At 37.0% G+C, this 24,086-nt stretch carries 19 protein-coding genes; 2 read left to right on the forward strand and 17 right to left on the reverse strand.

The features are described from left to right. Positions 1 to 237: 237 nt before the first annotated feature. The 9 genes from rpsA to OMO38_RS07770 all read right to left on the reverse strand — a co-directional run bounded on the left by rpsA (position 238) and on the right by OMO38_RS07770 (position 8,924). Complete coding sequence (gene rpsA / locus OMO38_RS07730; protein ID WP_264749626.1) at positions 238 to 2,046, reverse strand: 30S ribosomal protein S1; 1,809 nt, start codon at positions 2,044 to 2,046, stop codon at positions 238 to 240. Positions 2,047 to 2,316: 270 nt separating this feature from the next. After that, on the reverse strand, positions 2,317 to 3,156 hold the full coding sequence (locus tag OMO38_RS07735; protein WP_264749627.1) for a hypothetical protein: 840 nt from the start codon (positions 3,154 to 3,156) through the stop codon (positions 2,317 to 2,319). Between the two features lie 2 nt (positions 3,157 to 3,158). Further along, a complete protein-coding gene (locus tag OMO38_RS07740) occupies positions 3,159 to 4,016 on the reverse strand; it encodes a hypothetical protein (RefSeq protein ID WP_264749628.1) in 858 nt (285 codons plus the stop codon). 9 nt (positions 4,017 to 4,025) lie between these two features. Continuing rightward, the gene (locus tag OMO38_RS07745; RefSeq protein WP_264749629.1) at positions 4,026 to 4,823 is read right to left on the reverse strand and encodes a hypothetical protein; all 798 of its coding nucleotides are present in this window, start codon (positions 4,821 to 4,823) and stop codon (positions 4,026 to 4,028) included. A gap of 286 nt (positions 4,824 to 5,109) precedes the next feature. Continuing rightward, positions 5,110 to 5,832 (reverse strand): 23S rRNA pseudouridine(2604) synthase RluF, encoded by a 723-nt coding sequence (rluF, locus tag OMO38_RS07750; RefSeq protein ID WP_264749630.1) that lies wholly within the window; start codon positions 5,830 to 5,832, stop codon positions 5,110 to 5,112. 61 nt (positions 5,833 to 5,893) lie between these two features. Further along, the gene (gene truB / locus OMO38_RS07755; protein WP_264749631.1) at positions 5,894 to 6,592 is read right to left on the reverse strand and encodes a tRNA pseudouridine(55) synthase TruB; all 699 of its coding nucleotides are present in this window, start codon (positions 6,590 to 6,592) and stop codon (positions 5,894 to 5,896) included. Between the two features lie 183 nt (positions 6,593 to 6,775). After that, complete coding sequence (locus tag OMO38_RS07760; protein WP_264749632.1) at positions 6,776 to 7,591, reverse strand: undecaprenyl-diphosphate phosphatase; 816 nt, start codon at positions 7,589 to 7,591, stop codon at positions 6,776 to 6,778. Positions 7,592 to 7,723: 132 nt separating this feature from the next. Then, positions 7,724 to 8,023: a DUF3098 domain-containing protein gene (locus OMO38_RS07765; RefSeq protein ID WP_264749633.1), complete on the reverse strand. Its 300-nt coding sequence runs from the start codon at positions 8,021 to 8,023 to the stop codon at positions 7,724 to 7,726. Positions 8,024 to 8,027: 4 nt separating this feature from the next. Further along, positions 8,028 to 8,924, reverse strand: a complete 897-nt coding sequence (locus OMO38_RS07770; RefSeq protein WP_264749634.1) for a cell division protein FtsX — start codon at positions 8,922 to 8,924, stop codon at positions 8,028 to 8,030. 92 nt (positions 8,925 to 9,016) lie between these two features. On the opposite strand from OMO38_RS07770, the gene rsmA reads away from it, so the two are divergent. Beyond that, positions 9,017 to 9,787, forward strand: a complete 771-nt coding sequence (rsmA, locus tag OMO38_RS07775; protein ID WP_264749635.1) for a 16S rRNA (adenine(1518)-N(6)/adenine(1519)-N(6))-dimethyltransferase RsmA — start codon at positions 9,017 to 9,019, stop codon at positions 9,785 to 9,787. Between the two features lie 84 nt (positions 9,788 to 9,871). On the opposite strand, the gene OMO38_RS07780 is transcribed toward rsmA, so the two are convergent. From OMO38_RS07780 to OMO38_RS07815, 8 genes are all read right to left on the reverse strand, one after another. Next, the gene (locus OMO38_RS07780) at positions 9,872 to 12,211 is read right to left on the reverse strand and encodes a choice-of-anchor L domain-containing protein (RefSeq protein ID WP_264749636.1); all 2,340 of its coding nucleotides are present in this window, start codon (positions 12,209 to 12,211) and stop codon (positions 9,872 to 9,874) included. Between the two features lie 106 nt (positions 12,212 to 12,317). Next, positions 12,318 to 15,923 carry a choice-of-anchor L domain-containing protein gene (locus OMO38_RS07785; protein WP_264749637.1) on the reverse strand — a complete coding sequence of 1,202 codons (3,606 nt, stop codon included), beginning with the start codon at positions 15,921 to 15,923 and terminating at the stop codon, positions 12,318 to 12,320. Between the two features lie 173 nt (positions 15,924 to 16,096). Further along, the gene (locus tag OMO38_RS07790) at positions 16,097 to 18,460 is read right to left on the reverse strand and encodes a choice-of-anchor L domain-containing protein (RefSeq protein ID WP_264749638.1); all 2,364 of its coding nucleotides are present in this window, start codon (positions 18,458 to 18,460) and stop codon (positions 16,097 to 16,099) included. Positions 18,461 to 18,646: 186 nt separating this feature from the next. Further along, positions 18,647 to 19,177: a hypothetical protein gene (locus OMO38_RS07795; RefSeq protein WP_264749639.1), complete on the reverse strand. Its 531-nt coding sequence runs from the start codon at positions 19,175 to 19,177 to the stop codon at positions 18,647 to 18,649. 10 nt (positions 19,178 to 19,187) lie between these two features. Further along, positions 19,188 to 19,958: a TIGR02757 family protein gene (locus tag OMO38_RS07800; protein WP_406567300.1), complete on the reverse strand. Its 771-nt coding sequence runs from the start codon at positions 19,956 to 19,958 to the stop codon at positions 19,188 to 19,190. A gap of 6 nt (positions 19,959 to 19,964) precedes the next feature. Beyond that, a complete protein-coding gene (locus OMO38_RS07805) occupies positions 19,965 to 20,879 on the reverse strand; it encodes a ribonuclease Z (RefSeq protein WP_264749640.1) in 915 nt (304 codons plus the stop codon). Positions 20,880 to 21,009: 130 nt separating this feature from the next. After that, complete coding sequence (gene rdgB, locus OMO38_RS07810) at positions 21,010 to 21,585, reverse strand: RdgB/HAM1 family non-canonical purine NTP pyrophosphatase (RefSeq protein WP_406567301.1); 576 nt, start codon at positions 21,583 to 21,585, stop codon at positions 21,010 to 21,012. A gap of 114 nt (positions 21,586 to 21,699) precedes the next feature. Beyond that, positions 21,700 to 22,530 (reverse strand): CPBP family intramembrane glutamic endopeptidase, encoded by an 831-nt coding sequence (locus OMO38_RS07815; RefSeq protein WP_264749641.1) that lies wholly within the window; start codon positions 22,528 to 22,530, stop codon positions 21,700 to 21,702. Between the two features lie 200 nt (positions 22,531 to 22,730). Here OMO38_RS07815 and OMO38_RS07820 point away from each other — a divergent pair, with 200 nt between their 5' ends. Further along, the gene (locus tag OMO38_RS07820; RefSeq protein ID WP_264749642.1) at positions 22,731 to 23,918 is read left to right on the forward strand and encodes an MFS transporter; all 1,188 of its coding nucleotides are present in this window, start codon (positions 22,731 to 22,733) and stop codon (positions 23,916 to 23,918) included. The last annotated feature ends 168 nt before the right edge of the window (positions 23,919 to 24,086 follow it).

Here is a 24,086-nt window from a genome sequence, read left to right on the forward strand (position 1 = left end):
TAAAGCCCCAAATTTACAAATATTATTCAATCAAAAAATATATTTATTAAATTTTTAGCAAAATAATTTTAAGTAAGTAAAAATATGAATATCAGTTCACTACTAGGTGTTTTCTTTCTAACAAATCATACAAAATTCAGTCATTTTTTTCACAAGTAAAAGGATTGAAAAAATGACCTTATAAAACAAAAAAATCCACTCTCACGAGTGGATTCATATTATAAAAATAGTTTGAGATTATTTACCTCCTTCCATTTTCTTTTTCAATTCAGCTAATACATCAATATCACCTAAAGTTGATCTTTCTTCGTTGTTAGAAGAAGATGAAGTGTTACCGCTGTTATTAGATCTGTTGTTAGATGCTTCTCTTGCATTCTTTTTCTCTTCGTCTCTGAAGATTCCTGTATGAGAAACTACTACTCTTTTGAATTCTTTGTTGAATTCGATTACTTTAAACTGAGCATCTTCACCTTTTTTGATTTTAGATCCGTCTTCCTTCTCTAATAATCTTGATGGGCAGAAAGCTTCTACTTCAGCATCATCGAATTGTACAGAAGCACCTTTATCGTGTACTTCTACAGCTTTACCAGCGTGTACAGTTCCTTCAGCATATTTAGTTTCAAATTTATCCCATGGGTTTTCTGTCAATTGTTTGTGACCTAGAGATAATCTTCTAGCCTGGATGTCTAGTTCAAGAACGATAACATTCAATTTATCACCAACTGCACAGAATTCTGATGGATGCTTGATTTTCTTAGTCCAAGAAAGGTCTGAGATATAAATTAATCCGTCGATACCTTCTTCCAATTCTACGAATACACCGAAGTTTGTAAAGTTTCTTACAGTTCCAACGTGCTCAGAACCTACCGGATATTTAGCTTCGATATTTTCCCAAGGATCTTTAGATAATTGTTTCATACCTAGAGAGATCTTTCTGTCTTCTCTGTCTAAAGTAAGTACTTCAGCTTCCACTTCGTCACCTACTTTTACGAAATCTCCTGCGCTTCTCAAGTGAGTAGACCAAGACATTTCAGAAACGTGAATTAATCCTTCTACACCTGGAGCGATCTCAACGAATGCACCATAGTCAGCAAGAACTACTACTTTTCCTTTTACTTTATCACCAACTTTCATGTCAGCAGAAAGAGCATCCCAAGGATGAGCCTCTAATTGCTTCATACCCAACTGGATTCTTGTTTTCTCGTCATCAAAGTCAAGGATAACCACTTTCACAGTCTGTCCGTCTTCTAAGATTTCAGATGGATGGTTCACTCTAGACCAAGAAAGGTCTGTAATGTGGATCAATCCGTCTACACCACCAAGATCTACGAATACACCGTAAGAAGTAATATTCTTAACAGTACCTTCAAGAACCTGACCTTTTTCAAGCTGCGCGATGATTTCTTTTTTCTGACCTTCGATATCTGCTTCGATCAATGCTTTGTGAGATACTACTACGTTTTTGAACTCAGGGTTGATTTTCACAACTTTGAACTCCATAGTTTTACCTACGAACTGATCGTAATCTTTAATTGGCTTAACGTCGATTTGAGAACCCGGTAAGAATGCTTCGATACCGTGAACGTCAACGATCATACCTCCTTTAGTTCTAGATTTTACAAAACCGTTAACGATTTCTCCAGTTTCGTGAAGCTCGTTTACTCTATCCCAAGCTTTAAGCGTTCTAGCTTTTCTGTGAGATAACTGTAACTGACCAGTTTTGTCTTCTCTTCTGTCTACCATTACTTCAACATCATCACCTACTTTTAGGCCTGGGTTGTAACGGAATTCATTAAGAGAAATAACACCTTCAGATTTGAAATCGATGTCTACGATAGCTTCTTTGTCAGTCAATCTTACAACTTTACCTACGATTACATCGTTGTCGTTTAAGCTGCTAAGAGATCCGTTGTAGATTTCTTCAAGATCGCTTTTTTCTTTTCTCGCATCTGCATCAAGACCTGATTCGAAAGAATCCCAATCAAATTGTTCTGGTGCTACGTTTTGGTTAAGAATAACCTCTGCTGAATTTGTCTCTTTTGACATTTTCTAATAAAATTTGTATTCCAATTCTTACAGACCTCGGCTTTGCTGTGAATCCTGAAAAATATGGAAGTTGTTAATTGCTAATATTTTACTTCGCCGAAAGTACGTTCACAAAAGTGAGTGCAAAAGTACGATTTTTTTTTATTACAGCAATATTTTTTAAATCAAAATTTAATAGTGGTAATATCTGCTGTTCAAACATTTACATAAAAAAACGGATGGCTTCCTGCACATCCGTTACCAAAAACACATATTATGATAAAATCACATTTAATTAAGAGACTCTACAACGGTTGTAGTGAGAGACATTTTTGACATAAAAGTACTGATGTTGTCACAAACATTGTTGTTTTCATATCTCGCAGGACCACCGTATACAATTATCTGACTCGGAGTATTTGCAGCATTGGTGGCAGAGATATTTCTTGCCTTAACTTCTATAGTATGAGGCACACCTACACTAAGATTATTAATAACTCCATTCAAAACAAACTTATGCCATGAGCAGGTAAAATTTTCGTTGTGCTTGTGGTATTTTCTTACGGCTGCCAGTTTACCGTCCACAAAAATTCCTATTGCGTATTCATAAAATTTGTTAGTTGATTTATCCAGTTGCGTCATCCCCTCGAGTGTGAAAGCCAACGAATTTGTTGCTCTGGTGAAGGTTTTCGTATCTGTAATATTTAATGATGTCCAATCATTGTTGCTATTGGTACCAAGAGTAAAATTACCCGGCTTAAATCCTGCAATTGAAATAGGTAAAGCAGCTGATACAGAACTGATGCTTACCAGATCAAATTTTGATATCACCTGTTCTTTTGTATACAGTGCATTCCATTTTCCTGCGTCAAAATAGGCAACGGTTTGTGGTAATGTTGCCGTTGAATTTGTATTAAAAACCACGTTTCCGTTCTGAGGATTGGGCACTGTAACAATATCGGTACTTGAAGTCAGAGGAATCCTCGGATAAAGAACTCCTTTTTTATCTGAATCTAATTTAAGAATTGCGCTGTTATCAACAACAGGCACTGCTTTATCCGTCATGACCACTTGTGCAGTTGCAAAACACGGAATCGCCAATAGAACGATGATATTATAGATTTTTTTCATGATTAATAAGGTAAAGGTTGACTAACTAAAACTACAGAACTGATTCTCACTTCATCATCTGAGAGATTCTCACAGCCTCCTGCCTGTCTTCCGAAATAAAGTGATGTGCTGCCGGCATTCCCCGACCTGTTCATTGCACCAAAGGTAATGGTGTGGGTTCCAACACTGAGATCATCTACAAAACCATTTATGGTAAACTCCTGATATCCACAACGTGTATCTGTGCTTAGAGAGACCGCTTTAGATGAGATCAATTGATTATCAACAAAAATTCCCAAACCGTAGTTCACATTTCTAATTTCTTCCCCTGCTGTCGTATTTCGTAGCTGAACCATTCCAGTAAGCGTGATTACTGTATTGTTTTTTACTCTGTCAATTACAATATTAAATGGTGTATCGTTTGTTTCAGGTATTTTTATCCAGGGTGTAGCCAATGCGGTACCGTTTACAAATGAACTGACTGAACTTAATTCAGAATTGTAGGCAAACGAGAATAGTGTATTAGGATATACCTTAGAATAATATTTTGTAATTCCCAACAGGAGATTGATATTGGCAGAATTGAAATAAAACACCCACTTTGTACCGTCCCAATAATAAAGACCGGTTCCAGCAGGTAAAGCGGCATTTGTATTAAAGACTAAGAGAGAGATTGTTGGCTGGGTTGCCATAAAACTGTAATCTGACGCATTTGTAGCGTTCAATGAAACTTTAGGAATCATCAGACCTTTGTTTGACGAAACCATATCAAGTATAGCAGATTCGTTCGGAGTATTGGTTCCAATCCCTACCGATCCACTCTGAGCGTAAACTAAGCTTCCCAGTACGAAGAAAAGCAATCTTAAATAAATATTTTTCATTGTTTGTGTTTATGATTTTTCAGTCAGCTTGATAAACATATTGATTCTAGACATATCACTGTTAATTGATGATGGAGGATTGGTGGGTGGTGAGTAATTGATCGGACCGCCATATCTCCACAAAGTCACTCCGGTGAGGTTACTTGCTCTTACAGTCACATACGTTTTGATGGTATGATTACCTAAACTGAGGTTATTAAACACACTGTTGATGGAGAAGAAATCATACTGGTAGGTATTTGAATACTTTGTCGAATAATTTCTCACTCCGGAAAGTTTTCCGTCAATAAATATTCCCACAGCATAAGTAAATGCGTCAGAACCTGCAGAAGCAGCAGAATTATTCGCCTGAATCATCCCTTCTGTAATCACAGAAATACTGTTGTTAGCCTGGGTAATAGTAATATCTTTTGAGAGACCGGGAACTTCGGTCCAAGTTGTTCCGGGTAAAGATTCCTGTGGGTAATTGATTGCTCCCCTTACAGCATTTATATCTACCGGAGAAGAATTTGAGACACTGTAAGATATCGTAAGACCAAGAACAGAATAGATATTTCGTGTATCCACCAGCTCATTCCACTTGGTTCCATCCCAAAAATTAAAACCCTGTTTTCCGGTTGCTTTGTTATAAGCAAGAAGTCCCAAAGCAGGATTCGTAACCGGTGCAGCTGCGTTTAAATTTGGAATTGTAAGATTAGGGATTAAGATTCCTTTATTGGTAGACGAAACTTTTAAAAGCAAGTCGTTCTCGACAACAGTCGTCCCTATCCCTACTTGAGCATTCGTTTTGAAAGAAATAGCAGACAAGAGGCTGCTACCAGATAGAGCTTTTTTTTCATCATTATAGTTTATATTAGTGTTCTGTAAATAACCTGTCGATTATCGATTACAAATATAAAACAATTTGTTGAAAAAAATGTTAAAACATTAAAAAATAACGGTTTACAGTTACGAACATTAAAATTCCAATATTAAAAACATCAATATATTAATCCTTGAAATGTGATAAAACTCACTGAAATTCCCTTAATTTGGAAATTTATATAGCTCACAACTTTCAATCCAAACTTACATGATGTTATATAAAGTGTAGTTAATCAAAGGTTTTTGAAGATCCGTCAAGCATAGAATTCAGTTCTGACAACTCTTCTGCAGTTAAATCTCTCCATTTACCCAAAGGCATATCCAATTTGATGTTCATAATTCTGATACGCTTCAGTTTTTTCACCTCATAGCCCAGAAATTCACACATTCTTCTAATCTGTCGGTTTAATCCCTGTGTTAAAACGATTCGAAAAGTCATATCATCAATTCTTTCAACTTCACATTTTTTGGTGACAGTATCCAAAATCGGAACACCATTTCGCATTTTTTCAAGAAATTTTGAGTTTAAAGGCTTGTCGACTCTTACCAAGTATTCCTTTTCGTGATTATTTTTTCCTCTCAAGATTTTATTAACGATATCACCGTCGTTAGTCAGAAGAATTAAACCTTCGCTCGGCTTATCAAGTCTACCGATAGGAAAAATTCTTTTGGGATGGTTAATGTATTCTATAATATTATCAATCTCACGCTTCGTATCTGTGGTACAGACGATTCCTACAGGTTTATTAAAAGCGATATAGATAGGTTTATCTTCACTTTCACGAATAGGTTTTCCGTCGACTTCCACTACATCCTCATCAGAAACTTTGGTTCCCATTTCAGGAACCTTTCCGTTGATTGTTATTCTGCCCTCTTCCAAAAGTTTATCTGCTGCACGTCTTGAGCAGTAGCCAACTTCAGAAAGATATTTATTGATACGTGTCTTTTCCATGAGTCTTTTTTTGATGCGGTATTTTTTTTTATCTAAAATCGAAATTCCGTATCACAATATATTATAAATTTTCAAATTTGAAATCATTTGTCAAAAAGTCTTGTGTTGCATTTTGAACATGATAATCACCGATTTTCGTTCTTCTCAGCTGAGTTAGATAGGCACCAACTCCCAGTTCCTGACCGATATCGTGAGCTAAACTGCGGATATACGTTCCTTTAGAACAGCCTACCGTGAAACTTATCAAAGGAAAATTGATTTCTACATCTTTAATATAAGTTATCGTTGTTTTTCTTGATTTCATTTCAACCTCCTGCCCTGCTCTCGCCATGTCATAAGCTCTTTTTCCATCAATTTTAATAGCAGAAAAAATCGGCGGTGTCTGTTCTATTTCACCTAAAAATTTATTCAGAACTTCTTCCACGTTCTCTTCCGTTATATGAGAAATGTCCTGCTGAAGAATTTCAGGTTTTTCGGTGTCGTAAGATTCTGTCTGAACTCCTATTTTAATTTCCGTCCAGTATTCTTTGGGAGCATCCTGTATTTCCGGAATTTTTTTTGTGAATTTTCCGGTGCAAACAATTAAAAGACCTGTCGCTCTCGGATCTAAAGTTCCTGCATGACCGATTTTAAATTTTTTTGGCAGGCCAAACTCACTTTTGAGTTTGTACTTCATTTTATTGACTGCCTGAAAGGAAGTCCAGTCCAGAGGTTTATCTAAAAGAAGAATCTGCCCTTCAAGAAGTTGTTCTGCTGTCATAAATCTGAATAATGAATAAGTGGTAATGAGTAATAATTTATTTTCGTTGAACCTCCGTCAGCCAAACTTGGTGATGTTTCAGGGATTATTCAATTTGAATTTTCTAACCAACTTTTCTGGTTTGAACGGAGCGAAAGTCAAATAGTTGCAAAAAAAACAACAACTTAAAATGTCTAACCTTATTTAAAACCAATAAAAATAAACCAACAATGCAATCCCTACTATTATTCTGTACCATCCCCAAGGCTTGAAACCGTATCTGTTTAAAACTCCAATAAATGCTTTGATTGCGATCAATGCAACAATAAATGCAACAATATTTCCGACAATGAAAATGGTAATATGATCCTGAGAAGAGAAAATCATCTCGTAACCTTTCATCGGATTTCCGGATTCTTTGCCCCATGTTTTCACAAAAACAGAATATACGGTCACCGCCAACATTGTTGGAACTGCTAAGAAAAATGAAAATTCAGCCGCTGCTTTTCTTGTAAGCCCCTGTGTCATCCCACCAATTATTGAAGCCGCACTTCTACTTGTTCCCGGCATCATTGCCAGACATTGCCAAAATCCAATGATAACTGCTTTTTTTATCGATAATTCCTTTTCATCATGTATGACAGGATTTTTAAACCATTTATCAGCAAACAGCAAAACGATTCCACCTAAAACCAATACGGAAGATATAGCTATTTGATTTCCCAGAACATCTTCAATCATATCGTCGAAGATATATCCTAAAACCAATGCAGGAATCACTGCAAAACCTAACTTAAAATAAAACTGAAGATTTTTAAGGTCAAAAAACTTTTTCCAATAAGCTACCACAACTGATAAAATTGCCCCAAACTGAATAGAAACCTGAAACATTTTCAGAAATTCTGTTTCTTCTAACCCCATCAGATTGGCAGCAAAACCCATATGCGCGGTTGATGAAATGGGTAAATATTCTGTAAGTCCCTCTACAATTGCAATAATTATTGCTTTAATTAAATCCATAATTTGCAGTTGGCATCCGGCAAATTGCCTTCAGCCTATTTTTTTAATTTTAAACAAAAAGTCAATTGCTGAACAACCGACTTTTCTTTATTTGAACTATTAATTGGTTCCTTATACTTTTTATTTGGCTCTTTATTTCTTTCTCTTCAGGATGGCGTAAATTTCAATTACAAAACCGATAACGATCAGCAAAGGTGCAATTCTGATTCTTCTGATTGAAAAAATATCATCATTCCAAACATTCGGGTCAAGTTTTCCATCTACCGTGTTTGCGTCTGGTCCCATCATTAAAAGAAATCCGACAACGATGCATGCTAAACCAATCAGCATCCATTTGTAATTTTCCTTTCCAAAGTAGAATGCTTGCTCCTTAGAAACTTCTGTATCCGTACCGAAATCTGACGCGGAAAATTTATGTGTTTTTTTGCCCATTTTTTTAAGAATAATATAAGTCGTCTACATTTGATCTCAAGAATCTCCATGTTGCAACGATTGTACTTAATATAGTGATGAAAATACCCACTCCGAAAATTAACAGCACTAACCAGAAGTATTGGTTGGTATCCTGCACGAAAGGAGTTTTGATGGTGGTTGTAAAATAATACCAAAGACCAGATAAAGCGATCAGGGCCAAGACTGCACCCAATAAACCGAGCACCAAAGCTTCTTTGATAAACGGCGTCAAAATAAATCTACGCTTAGCTCCTACCAACTGCATGGTTTTAATTATAAATCTCTTTGAAAATACTTTCAGTCTGATTGAATTATTAATTAAAACAATTGCTAAGACTAAAAACAGTACACAGAACGCTAAAATCCATTTCAGAATTTTATTTAATTTATCGTAGATCTTTTGTGAATCTGAATCATTCTTTACATCAACAATCCCGGGAACAGACTTAATCTGAGTTAAAACGGCACCAATTTTTGTAGAGTCTGTGTATTCCGGTTTTAATGCAATTTCTACAGAAGCAGGATATATATCTTTATCAAAAAGTGCCTCAGTATCGATTCCTAAACTTTTTTTGGCTTCTGATGTTGCCATTTTTTTAGAAATATACTTTGTCCGCTTTACAGGCTCCATAGTTTTAATAACCTCTACGGCCACCGCCTCTTGTTTTGCTATTTTGGCAGAATCTTTATCGTCATAATTCTCGTCAAAGTACGCATTTACAACAAGTTGCTCCTTAAGATAATCGGAATATTTCTGTGCATTGATTAGAATCAAGCCCATTAATCCTAACAAAAATAACACTAAGGCAATACTTATTACCACAGTAATATTGCTAGACCGAAGCCTTTTCTTATTAAACTCTTCTACAGATTTCGCCATTAATATTAAAATTTTTGGCTAAAATAGAAAAATTCTACCGAAATTTGGAACGAATAAGAGAAAATCATTGTTAACGAAATCATAAATAAACTTTGAGTGTAAGAGCAAAAAAACATCTGGGTCAACACTTTTTGACCGATGAAAACATCGCAAAAAACATTGTAGAAGGCTTAAGCTACGAAAACTACAACAACGTTATGGAAGTAGGTCCCGGAATGGGCGTGCTCACAAAATATCTTCTGGAAAAGGATCAGAAAATTTATCTTGCCGAAATAGACACCGAATCTATAGATTATCTAAAAAAAAACTACAGTAAGGCTACCGAAGAAACTTTCGTGGGAGATTTTCTGAAACAGGATTTTAACTTTATCAATCACGAACAGATTGCCATTATCGGGAATTTCCCTTATAATATATCGTCACAGATCTTATTTAAAATAATTGACCATTATCAAATTGTTCCTGAGATGGTAGGAATGTTCCAGAAAGAAGTTGCCGAAAGAACAGCCGCGGTTCCGAGAACCAAAGATTATGGAATTCTCTCTGTTTTGGTGCAGGCTTATTATGATGTAAAGTATCTTTTCACCGTTCATGAAAATGTATTTAATCCGCCACCAAAAGTAAAATCCGGAGTTATCAGACTGACCAGAAATCCTAAAGAAGGTTTGGTAGGAAATGAAGTTCTTTTTAAACAGATTGTAAAAGCTGGTTTTGGGCAGAGAAGAAAAAAATTATCTAACTCCTGGAAAGTTCTCAATATTCCTGAAGCACTGAAAACTCATGAATTTATGGATAAAAGAGCTGAAGAACTGAGTGTAGAAGATTTCATTCATTTCACTCAGCTTTGGAAAGAAAATATGTAATTCTATTCTTTTTATAAAAAAATAAAAATAGCCTTTCAAATTTGAAAGGCTATTTTATTGCTATTTAATTTTAATCTTTAAAGATTATTCTCTGTTCTTCAACATAATCCATCCAGATCTGCTCATCTGTATTTTAGTCTTCTTGTATTCGAAGTTAAACTTATACCAGTAAGTTGCCGTCGGCAATCTTTTTCCTGAAACAGTTCCATCCCAGATTGGTCTTTCTTTAGAGAATCTGAACACTTCAACACCGTATCGGTCATAAACAGATCCTGTGAAATTATTAAAGTCTCTCAGCCCTGTAAGATCTAAAACATCATTCACACCATCCTGGTTTGGCGTAATCACGTTGTTGATAGCCAATGTAAAGAACTCAACGGCACCGTAACATGTTGTACCTTTAATTCTCACCTGAACATTGTATGTTGCATTGTCAGTAAGATTAGTAAAGACATTCGATTCCTGCCAGTTGATTCCGTCTACAGAATACTCTAAAGTTCCGTAAAGATTATTAATGGAAGGATTGGTAGCAATCGCCGTTAAAGTATTATTCTCGTAGCTAAGATTCGTAAAGAACGGAGATGAAGCACCATGTACTTTCACAGTAAATGTTTCTTCACAAATGCCATTGTTGATTGTTACTGTATAAACTCCCAACTGAGTAGCTACGATAGTCTGCGTTTCAGCTCCTGTATTCCATAGATAAGTATAATTTGTACCTGCTCCTGCGTCCAATGTGATGGTATCACCTACACACATTTCAACATCCAACAAAGGTGATGTGATTGGCGCTACAGTTTCCACTGTAATCTTTGCAGGAAGTAAAGACTTACATCCAAGCGCTCCCAATGCGTAAACCGTAAAAGTGGTTGTCTGATTAACAGTTACTGTCTGCGTATTTCCGTTTCCAGGGAAGTTATCCCACAGATACGTTACACCACCAGTCGCAGTAAGCGTTACAGCTTCACCCGGACACACTCTGATTCTTGAAGAGGTAACTCCTGCAATCGGCGTTAATTCTCTGGTTAATGTTAATTCAATTGTTTTACTACAGAAACCTCCGTCTGAAACAACAACATATAAAATTTGTCCGTTTGCTCCGTTATAGTTGGCTGGAGTCTGTATAAAATTAGCGTTCTGCGCTGTTGCATCTGCCTGATTTTCATAAAATCTAAAAACTGCATTTGGAGTCGGGCTGATTAATGGTTTAGCATTATTCAGATCGAAAGTGGTAATATCCGGCGTACTGCATAAACGGAATGTAGCATTTTGTGCTAAAGGTGTTGTTCCACCGTTTATTTTTATTGAAGCTGAACCTGGACAAGGATTTCCTGGAACACTTACTTCAATTTTATACGTACCAGGCTGTACCGCAGTTATGGTATTTGTATTGGCTCCAGCTATTGGATTTCCATCTAAAAACCACTGATACAATAAATTTGGACCACTTGTAGACGCTGTAATCAGCTGTGGCTCATTGTTACATACATTGATCTCAGCAGGCAACTGTGCTCCTGAAGGATCTAAAAGATTTACACCAATATCAAATGAACCAGCTTCTAAGAAAACCGCAGAATCATAGTTACCATCTCTTGCATCGGCGATAACCATTTTGATATGATACATCTGACCGGGAATTACGGTCGCCTCAGCTGTTAAAGGTATTGTTCTACCATAGTAATTAATTTGGTTAGGTGGCAGAGATCCAAAATACTGCGCATTAATAGGACCACAAGAAAATAATGGATTCTGAGGTACAATATTTGTTGCAGATACAGGACCGGCACCACCAGGCAGTATAGCAAGGTTTTGGTAAGTTCCACCAACAGGCTTTAATAATAGTGCAAATGCATCATCATAATTCAGACAGGGGAAACCACCGGTGTATTCTTCAGAAGCAAACATATATCTGAACTTCATTTGAGAACTTGTAGGTACGAAGTCAAATTCTAAAGTAACTGCATCATTAAGCTGTTGCGTAGTACCAATCGCTGCCACAAGATCCGGATCAGACATTGTGCCTGTAGTACCCCCTAGTACATCGTTGATCGCAGTGTTACCAGCTTCTCTTGCATAGCCTGTAGTTAAAACAATACCTTCAGCAAAAGGAAAATTTGAAGTCCCTTTGTTGAAATATCCCCAAAACCTGTTATTATTGGTAACAGCTTGATTTGGACTTATCGTAACATTTGTAATATTTGGTGTCCCACAAGAACCGGATGTACCGACCAAAACGTCAGTTACCAATTGTGTTGGAGTGTAATTACTCTCAGGATATGGAGCAACATTTACATCTATATAGTCTCCCGCTTTAGCATTTGCAGGGATCGTTTTCTTCGCAGGCTTTCTCGGCGCTATAACTTGTGAAAATAAAAAATTCGAACTAACCAGTAAAAATGAAAACAATAGTAGATATCTCTTCATAATAATTTTTGTTTCAACAAATTTAGCTTTTTTTTACATAAACAATACAAATAACTTGAATTTTTAACATAAAAAAGTCTTCCTAATGGAAGACTTTAAATTTTATTTAATTTCTGTTTTTAAGTAATATCCAACCTGATCTGAGTTCTAATTTTTTACTTGCAGGATTCTCCCACTGTACTCTGTACCAATATGTTGCTGTAGGAATATTAATACCTTTCAATGAACCGTTCCATCTTACGTTCGATTTATCAGCTTTAAATAATTCTGCACCATATCTATCGAAAATAGATGCCGCAAAATTTTTGTAATTGCTAATTCCTGAAAAGTCAATATAATCATTCACACCATCACTGTTGGGTGTAATTGCATTGCTGATAACAAATGTGAAAAACTGTAATGTGTTCCCGCATTTCGCATCTTTTACTTTAACCAATAATGTGTAGTTGGTGTTATTTAAAACATTGTAAAAAATATTGGAAGACTGCCAATTCACACCACCATCAATCGAATATTCTAAAGTTCCGTTTGTAGGGTTAGTTGCCGAAATTGTCAGTACGTTATTTTCGTACACTACATTCGTAAACTGAGGCAGATCAGGATTAATAAGCTGTGCAGTAAACAGGCTTGAACAAGTCCCGTTACTGATTGTTACAGAGTAAGAACCCGGAATATTTGTTGAAATTGTCTGGGTAGTGGCACCAGTACTCCATAAGTACGTATAGTTAGGACCTGCACCTGCATCTAAAACCCCAGTATCACCAGCACATGCGTAAACGTCCTGCAACGTAGAAACAATTGCCGGAACGACTTCAATAGTAATCGTCGCAGGCGTATTAGAAACACACCCGTTTCCACCTAAAGCAAATACAGAATATGTGGTCGTAGCTGAAGGTGTTACTACCTGAGTATTTCCGTTTCCTGTAAGACCGACCCAGTTGTAAGTGAATCCTCCGCTAGCAGTCAAAGTAACAGATTCACCTGCACATATCTTAATTTTAGAGGCAGTTACAAAGGCAGTTGGAGGCCCAACAACGATGGTGATTGAAGCAGGGTTAGCAGAAATACATCCATTAGCTCCCACCGCAAAAACAGTGTACGTTGTATTATTAGCCGGTGAAACCACTTGTGTAGCACCATTTCCTGGAAGGCCATTGCCCCAGTTGTATGTAACACCTCCCGAAGCTGTTAAAGTAACAGATTCTCCCGGACAAATCTGTTGGAATGTAGAGGTTAAATTGGCTATCGGTAGAACTTTATCCTGAATCACGGTTACCGTTGAAGTGAAAGTACAGGTTAAGTTTGCCGGCTGAGTAGTATTTGTAACTGTTAAAGTATAAGTTCCCGCTGCATTGACTACTGGATTTAAAGTGTTTGCTCCAGACACGATGTTTCCACCAGTAGTTGTCCAAAGTATAGTAGAACCTGCAGGTATAACAGAAGCACCGGCATTTAAAGTCACCTGTGCTGTTGAACATGTAATAGTTTGAGGAGCAGCTATCGTTAAAGTTGTAGTAGCGGTAGTTAACAGTTGAAGGGTAACCACATATTTACATCCACCGTTGCTTACCAAAACATAGATTGTCTGATTTCCTGGACTTTGAAATGTTGTAGGTGCCACAATATTACTGGCATTTCCCAAATTCGCATCAGCCTGATTAACATAATAAGTAAACGTTATTCCCGTTGTTGCACTCGTAATCTGACTCTGGGCAGACGTAAGATCATAGGTAATATTTCCCTGCTGATAACATTTTAAAAGGCTTGCATTTTGAGCGGTAAAAGGTTGCGATACCTGAACCGTCACCGTTGCTGGAGACGTGGAAACACATCCGTTTGCGCCGACAGCAGTAACCGTATATGTCGTATTGGTCGTAGGAGTTACGGTTTGTGTTGGTCCGTTCCCGGTAAGTCCGACCCAGTTGTACGTCGCACCACCCGTAGCTGTTAAAGTCACGGTTTCACCTAGACAGATGATTAATTTACTTGCGGTCAATCCCGTAGCAGGCGGGGCACTGTCCCCCACTACAGTTACAGTGGCTGTTCCTGTACAGGTTACATTTCCTGCAAAAGTATTCGAAATAGTTAATGTATAAGTTCCCGCAGCATTCACTACCGGATTTAAAGTTGTACCTCCTGAAACAATATTCCCTCCAGTAGTTGTCCATGCAAATGTTGACCCCGTTGGATAGACAGAAGCTGAAGCATTCAGAGTAACCTGCGTATTGGTACAGGTTAAAGCTGCAGGAGCCGCTACAGTTGCAGTGATTTCTGCTGCTTTTACCAATTGTAATTGCGCTACTTTGGAACAGAAACCGTTTTTAACTAAAACATAGATTGTTTGATTTCCTGCACTTGAAAAAGTTGTAGGTGCAGCTATAGTACTGGAATTGCCTAAATTGGCATCAGCCTGATTAAGATAATATGAAAAAGAAACTCCTGGTGTTGAACTTATGGAAGGCTGAGCGGATGTTAAATCAAAAATTGCATTTCCAGCAGTGTAACAGCTTGTTAGCGTAGCATTTTGTACCGTTGGTGAAGTTCCTCCAACGATAGTTACTGTAGCCTTGCCTGGACAGGAATTTCCCGGTATGGTAACCTCGACGGAATATACTCCTGGTTGTGTTGCGGTGTAAGATGGTGTATTCGCTCCTGGTATTGCAGTTGTTCCTAAGAACCACTGATAAGTTGCGTTGGGTATCTGAGCAGAAGCTGTAAAAGTCTGTGGTGCATTATCACACACATTGATCGAAGGTGGAAGCTGAACGCCGTTTGGACCTAAAATCTGCACGCCGATATCAAAAGAACCAGCCTCTAAAAACACTCCCGAGTCATACGCAGCATCCTGAAAATCAGCCAAAACCATTTTAAAATGATACAGCTGACCTGGAATTACTGTAGCCTGTGCAGTTAAAGGAACTGTACGACCACTGAAATTGGTCTCAACCGCTGCAGTATTATATCCACCGAAATAAGTCGCATTTAATGGTCCGCACTGAAGAGGTGCCCCGCCAAACTCATTAGCCGGACGGATATTTGTTACCCTTACCGGAGCTCCGTTTGGAAGTACTGCCAAGTTTGTATACGTAGGATCTCCCACCTTTTTCAATAACAATGCAAAACCGTCACTTATATTACATGGAAAATTTCCTTCATATTCTTCTGAAGCAAATAAATATCTGAACTTTACCTCCGTTGAGGTAGGGACAAAATCAAATTCAATGTAGGTAGCATCTTTCAGACTGCTCGCCGGATTAATATTTAAAGCTGTAGCAAGATCTAAGTCACCCTGTGTTGGCACACCATCGCTTAATTCGGTTGACTGAAATGTATTTCCTGCTTTTCTTGCGTGTCCTGTTGTTAAAATAATACCTTTTGCAAAAGGGAAATTGGTGGTTCCCCTATTAAAGAAACCCCATGTACGCGTCTGATTACTCGCAGGTAAATTCGGGGAAACTACTACATTGCTTACATTGGCTGTAGAACATGCGGAACCGCCGGCAATCAGAACGTTTTGTACCAGTTGTGTAATGCTGTAAGAAGATTCTACGTAGTTAGCAGTATTTACATCTATAAAAGCGCCAGCTTTCATTGTTTGAGAAGAAGCTTTCTGCATACTTTTACCTCTTTCTCTAGTCTGAGAAAATGTAAAATTTCCAATAAGAACTAAAAACAAAGCCAAAAATAAACTTCCTGCACTTTTATTTAACATTTTGTATTATTTTTAACAAAAATACTATTTTTTTTGATTTAAATTTAATTCAAAAATATTTATATTATTATTAACACAAAATTGACAGTCAATTTCCTAGTTATCTCATTTTAAACCACTGCAAAAAAAAAGACCGATTGTAAAATCGGTCTTTTTTAGTTATGTAAAAATTGTTATTCGAAATTCTTCAGCAAGATCCATCCTGTTTTTACAGTCAGTTTTTTAGTGGCAGGATCTTCGAAAGTCACCTGATACCAATATGATGCTGTAGGTAATTTTTTACCCTGGAAGAAACCATCCCAGAAAGGTCTGATTTTTTCAGACTTAAAGACTGCTTTACCATATCGGTCTGAAATCACAGCCTGGAAATCTTTAAGATCACTGATTCCTCTGAAATCTATCATATCATTTACATTATCCCCATTCGGAGTAATTACGTTTTTCATTACAAATGTGAAATATTCTAAGAAACCTACACAGCTTGTATTTTTTACTTTAACTCTGATAGAAACCAATGTATTATTAGGAACATTAGTAAATACGTTCGAAGACTGCCAAGTCACACCATTATCATTAGAATACTCTAACTGTCCGTTGCTTGGATTGCTTGCTGTTACCACTAAAGTTCCGCTTTCATCATAATCAACTTTTATAATCTGAGGGATAATCGCCTGGATAACCTGAGTTGTATACACTTTAGAACAAACACCGTTGCTGATTGTCACAGAATATAATCCCGGCAGTTCCGCAGCAACTGTCTGCGATGTTTCGCCATTGTTCCATTGGTACGTGTAGTTAGGACCAGCTCCTGCATCAAGGGTAATTCTGTCACCAACGCAAATATATCCTCCTGTAAGATTTGAAGTAATCGCCGGAACTACTTCCACCACTACTGATACTGGCTGCAAAGATTTACAACCCTGAGCACCGATTGCATAAACCGTATAAGTTGTATCCTGTGTCGGAGATACGGTACGTACCGCTCCTGTTCCTGAGAAATCACTCCACTGGTAAGTCACTCCGCCTGCAGCAGTTAGTGTTGTAGATTCACCTGCACAGATTTTCAGCCTGGTTGCAGTAAGCGACGCTATCGGTGTTTCTTCTTTTCTTAAAGTTAATGTAACTACTTTCGAACAGAATGCCCCGTTTGAAACATTTACATAAAGAATCTGTCCGTCATTCCCGTTGAATGCACCAATACCGGTTATATTACTGTTGTTTCCCGCAATAGCATCTGCCTGCGCTAAATAAAATTTAAAAACAGCTCCCTGTGTAGTACTGATGGAAGGTTTTGCCAAATTCAGATCAAATGTGAAAACGCTCGGTGTAGTACAGAGTTTCAAAGTCGCATTCTGAGCGACCGGACTTGTACCACCTACAATCGTAACAGTAGCTTCAGCTGGGCACGTTGCACCTGGAACTACAACCTGAACCTTGTAAACTCCTGGTGTTGTTGCAGTGTAGGTCATTGATGTAGCACCTGGAATAGCTACACCATCTTTAAACCACTGATAAGTCGTTCCTGGAACCACTGTGATAAGAGCTTTTAATAAAGTTGGCACATTGTCACAGACGTTAATCGATTCTGGTAAAGGATTTCCATTAGAATCTACGATCGTCATACCAATATCAAAAGATCCACCTTCAATGAATACTCCTGAATCATATCCTGAATCTGACGCATCTGCCAAAACCATTTTAAAATGATAAGACACACCCGGAGTTACAGTTGCCGTAGCCGTTAAAGGTATTGTACGACCATTGAAATTAGTTTCAGTATTGGTAGAATTCATACCTCCAAAGTAAGCAGCATTAATAGGGCCGCAACTGAAACCGTTTCCTGCAGGAACAATATTGGTTACACTTACAGGTCCTCCTGTGCCAGGAAGTACAGCCATGTTCGTATAGGTCGACCCAGGAGTATTAGGTTTTAGCAAAAGTGCAAAACCATCAGAAAAACCTCCGCATGGGAAGTCATTAGTATATTCTTCTGAAGCAAATAAATAGTTGAAACTAATTTGAGAATTGTTCGGAACGAAATCAAATTCAATAAAAACAGCGTCATTAAGACCTGATGCGGGATTTATAGCTGCTACAAGGTCAGGATCACTTCCTGTTGTTCCAGGTACAAGGTCTCCGAGATTGCCTTCCAATACATTTCCCGCTCTTCTTGCTTTTCCTGTTACCAGTACAATACCGTCATCAAAAGGAAAAGCGGTAGTACCCTTGTTAAAATATCCCCATGCTCTTTCTGTGTCAGTCTGCAGCTGATTGGGTGAAACCGTGACGTTAGAAACGTTAGGTGGTGCACAAGAAGAACCACCGGAAATCAAAACATTTTTAACCAGATTCTCAATGTTATAACCAGATGGTGTATATGAGGGTACATTTACATCAATAAATACACCGGCTTTCATACTCTGTGCAGTCTTTTTCTCCGGCAAGACTTTTCTTCCGGATTTCTGTGCATTAATCTGCGTAGAAAAAAGAGCTAAAAGTAGAAATAAAAGATAGTTTTTTGATCTATAATTTAACATTTTCAGATTGTTTGCCCAAAAATACCAAAATTTATTGATTTAAAACATATTGAAATCCAAATTATTAACAACAATATTCCAAAATAGTTAATTTTTAATCAAATTCTAATGCAATTCTAATCTCTAAGAATAAAAAAGACTGTTCCACTGAACAGTCTCACTGCATAATTAATTTGCTAACAATTTTTAATCTTTTTTCAGTTCATCAATTTTATTCTGAAGCTCTGAAATTTTATCTTTTAAAAATTTAATTTCATTTTTATTGGAATTTACATTGCTCTTAAGGATGGCTTTTTTAGCCCGCTCATTATGATCTTCATCATCCTCATCCTCATTAATCTCCTCAATATCTTCCTGGATATCCTCTATATCTTCCGTGATTTCTTCAATGTCTTCACTGATCTCCTCTAAGTCCTCCTGAATGTCTTCAATATCCTCGCTGATCTCCTCAATATCTTCCTGGATATCCTCAATTTTTTCATGACTTTTATTTACCGACATCTGAATAAGAATCGACAGATAGATCGCTTCCAAAGACAGCACAGTCGTTAACACCAACAACATTTTATCAAAATCAACAATTCCGAAGCTTGGCAACAGAAATGCAGTGATAAAAAGTAAGGTATGAATGATGAGTGACGGTATAGAGCCTATCCATGAGGTAATTCCATCAGCCAGTTTTTCAAGAGACTCTCTTCTTTCGTGTGATGTTTTCATTACATTTCGTTTAAAATAATTCTTTTGTTACTCCTAAACCAAACAGAGCGAAATCATATTTTGCAGGATCTTTGTCGTCAAATTTTCTGATAATTTCATCGAGTTCTAAAACAGTCTTCCAGTCATTTTGAGTTCTCGAAATCAAACCCAGTTTCCTGGAAATATTGCCGGTGTGAACATCTAAAGGTATTGACAAATTTTTAGATTCAATATTTGACCAAATTCCAAAATCCACTCCACGGTTATCATTTCTTACCATCCACCGCAGAAACATGATGATTCTTTTTGATGATGAATTTTTATAAGGTGAGCTGACATGTTTATGGCTTCGATGCTTTTCAGTTTTCAAAAAATCAATCCGGAATCTTTCAATAGCGTGATAGAAATTAGTTTCAGATTCTTTAATGATAAATAAATCTTCGAGACTTCCATTATTACGATAAATTCTGTTGAACTGTCTGATGAAATACGCGAAATCTTCTCCGTTAAAAGTTCGGTGGATACTCTTTCCTTCAAGCATTTTCAGATCATTTTCAGAATAATTCATGACAAAATCATAAGGTGAATTTCCCATGATGTCGAGCATTTTATCTGCAGATTTTATAATTGCTTTCCTGTTTCCCCAGGATATGGTCGCCGCAAGAAAGCCAGCAATTTCGATATCCTGTTTCAGAGAAAAACGGTGCGGGATCTGTATGGGATCATCTTGAATAAAGTCAGAATTATTATACACATCAGCCTTTTCATTCAGAAAATCTCTTAACTCTTCAAAATTCAACATAGACGTTTAAATTTTTACAACTTCTAGTGCTTTAGGTAAAAATGTATTTGGAAAAACAGTTCGAGCCTCATCTGTAAACACCGTCAAATCACCATATCTGTTGGAAAAATGACCCAGTATTAATTTTTCAACCTCTGCCTGTCTCGCAATTCTTGCTGCTTCCAATGCGGTAGTGTGACCTGTATAATCTGCCATTTCTTTCAGATCATGCAAAAAAGTAGACTCGTGGTAGAGAACAGTAACATTTTTTATAATGGGTATCACAGACTCTAAATATCGTGTATCACTACAGAATGCGTAAGAAACCGGCGGCGCAGGTTCTGTCGTTAAAATTTCATTTTTAAGAATATACCCGTCGCTCAGCTCAAAATCTTTTCCTGCTTTTAAGTTATGATAATCACATGTTTCAATCTCTTTATATTTTGAAATCTCCTGCATGTTCAGGTGCCTGTCTTTTGTTTTTTCTTTAAAAAGATAACCGTTACAGTAAATTCTGTGATCCAATGGAATGGTGTACACCTCTACCCTGTTATCTTCATAAATTTTTTCAGAATAATCTTTATCGAGTTCGTGATAAATAATTTCAAAGCCACGATGGGTTTCGGTAATGGTAAAAATGGTTTCCAGCATCTTTTTAATTCCCTTCGGACCATAAACATGCAGCGGAATATCTCTTCCTAATAAGCGAAAAGAAGCAATTAAACCAGGCAAACCAAAGCAGTGGTCGCCATGGAGATGCGAAATAAATATATGATTGATTTTTGAAAATCTTGCCTTTGCTTTTCTTAACTGCACCTGCGTTCCTTCACCACAGTCAATTAAAAAACACCGCTCCTCCATCTCCAATAGTTGAGATGTAGGTGAAGTATTGACCGTAGGAATTGCTGAATTAAAGCCTAAAATGGTTAAATAAGTACTCAAAACAATAGTTTATTGGGGTAAATGTACGATAAAAGTTTGAGGTTGGGCTGTGGTTCAGATTGACTTTGATGGTAAGGTTTAGACTCCATTTAAAAAAATTAACAGACTTCAACCTCAGTTTCAATCTAAATTATCCTTTTAGTTTTAAAAAGTCCAAAAACAGATCCAACGCCTGTTTTCTATGACTGATCTGGTTTTTATCCTCAGGATTCATCTCAGCAAAAGTCATCTCGTAACCTTCCGGAACAAATATCGGATCGTAACCGAAGCCTTGATGTCCCTTATTTTCTGTGAGTAAATTTCCATGGGCCCGACCATCAAAATATTGAGCACCATTTTCATCATAATAACATAAAACGGTGATGAAATATGCTTTTCTGTTTTCTACACCTTCCATTTCGCCCAAAACTTTTTCAATATTTTTGGCGAAATCGTGATTACCTGCGTAACGAGCTGAAAAAATCCCGGGTCTACCATCTAAAGATTCTACAACCAGACCACTGTCGTCACCCAAACTTGGAATTCCTGTTTTTTCGAAACAGTATTTAGCTTTAATCAAAGCGTTGGCATTGAAAGAATCTCCATCTTCCACAATTTCTTCATGTATATCGTAATCAGTCAGACTTTTCACGACAAACTGATCACCTAAGATCTGCTGAATTTCTTCTTTTTTGTGTACGTTGTGTGTAGCAACTAATAATTCCATGTTAATATTTATTTTTTTTAGCGCAACTGCGCCAATATTTTTTTAAACTGATAGTAAGTATTAAACTTCGCGAATCTCTGCAAAAAATTTGTGCGACGAGTGTTCAATAAGAATTTAAATTTCCGAGTAGTGAACTTTATATTTATTCATAAACAAGTAATAAAATAGAGAAAGTAAAATAATTCCCACCCCTAGAATCACCCATTCTGAAACCTTAAATGCATCTGCAAAACTTTCAGTGTCGGTATAAAAGATTAAGATCGACGAGCATAAGTTATTGAAAGCATGTAAAAACATTGGAAGCAGCAAAGATTTCGTTTTATAATAAACCAAACCTAAAACGCAACCCAGCAATACCGCACCAACAAACTGCCATGGATTTCCGTGTACCAAACCGAAAATAATGGAAGCAAAAACAATTGCTTTCCAAGGTTTCACGCCATTATTAATTAATCCTTTCTGTATAATTCCTCTGAAAATAATTTCTTCAAAAATTGGTGCCATGATAACAGCTGTGATCACCATAACAATAGGATCATCAGTCATAAACTGCATTAAATTTTCAAAAAACTCATAGAATCTGCCAAAAAACGGTCCCGTCGTAGGAATCTGAGACGTGAAAAATTCACCGACAAACATCATTCCCAACATCATCGGAAAGATCAGAAGATACGTGTAAAAATTTGTAGGTGAAAAATTAAAATTCAGTTTCATTTTGGTGGAAGGTCTTACGACGAAGAAATCAAAAAAAGCAATCACCAAACTGAAAACGACAGCATTGGCCAACATCATAAACCAAGGCTTCTGCATGATATCAAACTTAAAAATAATTTTATAAGCGGTACTCGAAAACCCGATGATAATGCTTCCTGTAATATATCCGGCGAGAAGTATTAATCCACCAATCCAGTTAAATACAAATCTCGGATATCTGCTTTTTTCCATTCTTTTTTCCGTTTACAGAAACAAAGATAATTGATTTTGTGGGAAACTAAAACCCTGAGTCAGCTGCTTTGTAAAATTTTAAAATTAAATCGGCCTCCACATAGCTAAAACTCAATCGAACTGATAAATTTTAGGTTTTAAAGGAAGCAATAACTCCCTGAAAACGATTTTTCTGGAGTATCTTTGTACTTTAGTTTTTCATGAATATGGATCATGCTGTCAATCAACCGAAAAATGTCAATTTACCGCTACTCAGCTACGTTGGCTTCACTTTTTTAGGATACTTTATAATCGGTTTATCACTTTCCGTTTTACCAATCTTCATTAGTAAAAACTTAGGGTTCAGTTTGGTGATTGCAGGATTGGTAATCAGCTTACAGTATGTAGCCACATTTTTTCTGAGAGCTTATTCCGGGAAGATCATCGACGGGAAAGGTCCAAAACCGGCCGTTTTATCAAGTATGTTGGGATTTTCACTCACAGGAATATTCCTGATTCTGGCTTATTATTTTAAATTTTCACCATTCATCAGTTTAGGATTTTTAATAATCACCCGCCTTCTTACAGGTTGTGGAGAAGGGCTGATCGGTGCAAGTCCGATCAACTGGGCAATAATGGCTTTAGGTGAAAAACATACGGCAAAAATTATTTCCTACAATGGTGTTGCATGTTACGGAGCATTGGCGATCGGTGCTTCACTCGGAGTAATGATTGAGCACCACTTTGGACTTTACGGCATCGGAATCCTTTCTATAATTGTCGGGATTTTAGGATTTCTTTTTGCCAAAAACAAAATGAACTACACCAATTCTCATACTCAGGATTCTCAGTCTTTCTGGAAAGTCTTGGGGAAAGTTTCGCCTTTCGGAATCTGTCTCGCTTTGGGCGGAATTGGTTTTGCAAGTATTTCGACATTTATCACCTTATATTACAACTATTTTCACTGGAATAATGGCGCGCTGTGCCTGAGCGTTTTTGGCGGACTGTTTGTTGCAGGAAGATTGGTTTTCAGTAATGTCATTAATAATTATGGAGGAATCAGAGTTGCCATTGCCTGTCTGTTGGTAGAATCTGTTGGACTTCTGATTATTTCCTTTGCAGGAAGTTCTCAAATGGCATTGTTCGGTGCAGGAGTTACAGGATTAGGATTTTCTTTAATTTTTCCTGCGCTCGGAGTAGTTGCCATTAAAAGTGTTTCGCCGTCAAGTCAGGGGTCTGCACTGGCAGGTTACGGCCTGTTCATTGATCTATCTCTCGGAATTGCAGGTCCGCTAATCGGAGGTGTTGCTGATATTTGGGGATTGAAATATATTTTCCCATTCAGTGCTATGATGGTTGCAATCGGTTTAGGAGTTGCTTTTTATCTAAAAAGAAAATTGAAATTTTAGTTAAATTTTATCCTTTTTATTAAGGTTAAATCTTTACTGCTTTAACGACCACTTTAATTCTTAAAAACTTTCGGATCTTTCGCCGCGTGAATTCCTTATACATTCAATTAAAGCTAAAAAATAATTTGTTCTAAATTTTTAAAACAGAAAAAAACACCACATTTTAGA

The organism is Chryseobacterium kimseyorum, from assembly GCF_025971945.1.
Lineage (GTDB): Bacteria > Bacteroidota > Bacteroidia > Flavobacteriales > Weeksellaceae > Chryseobacterium > Chryseobacterium kimseyorum.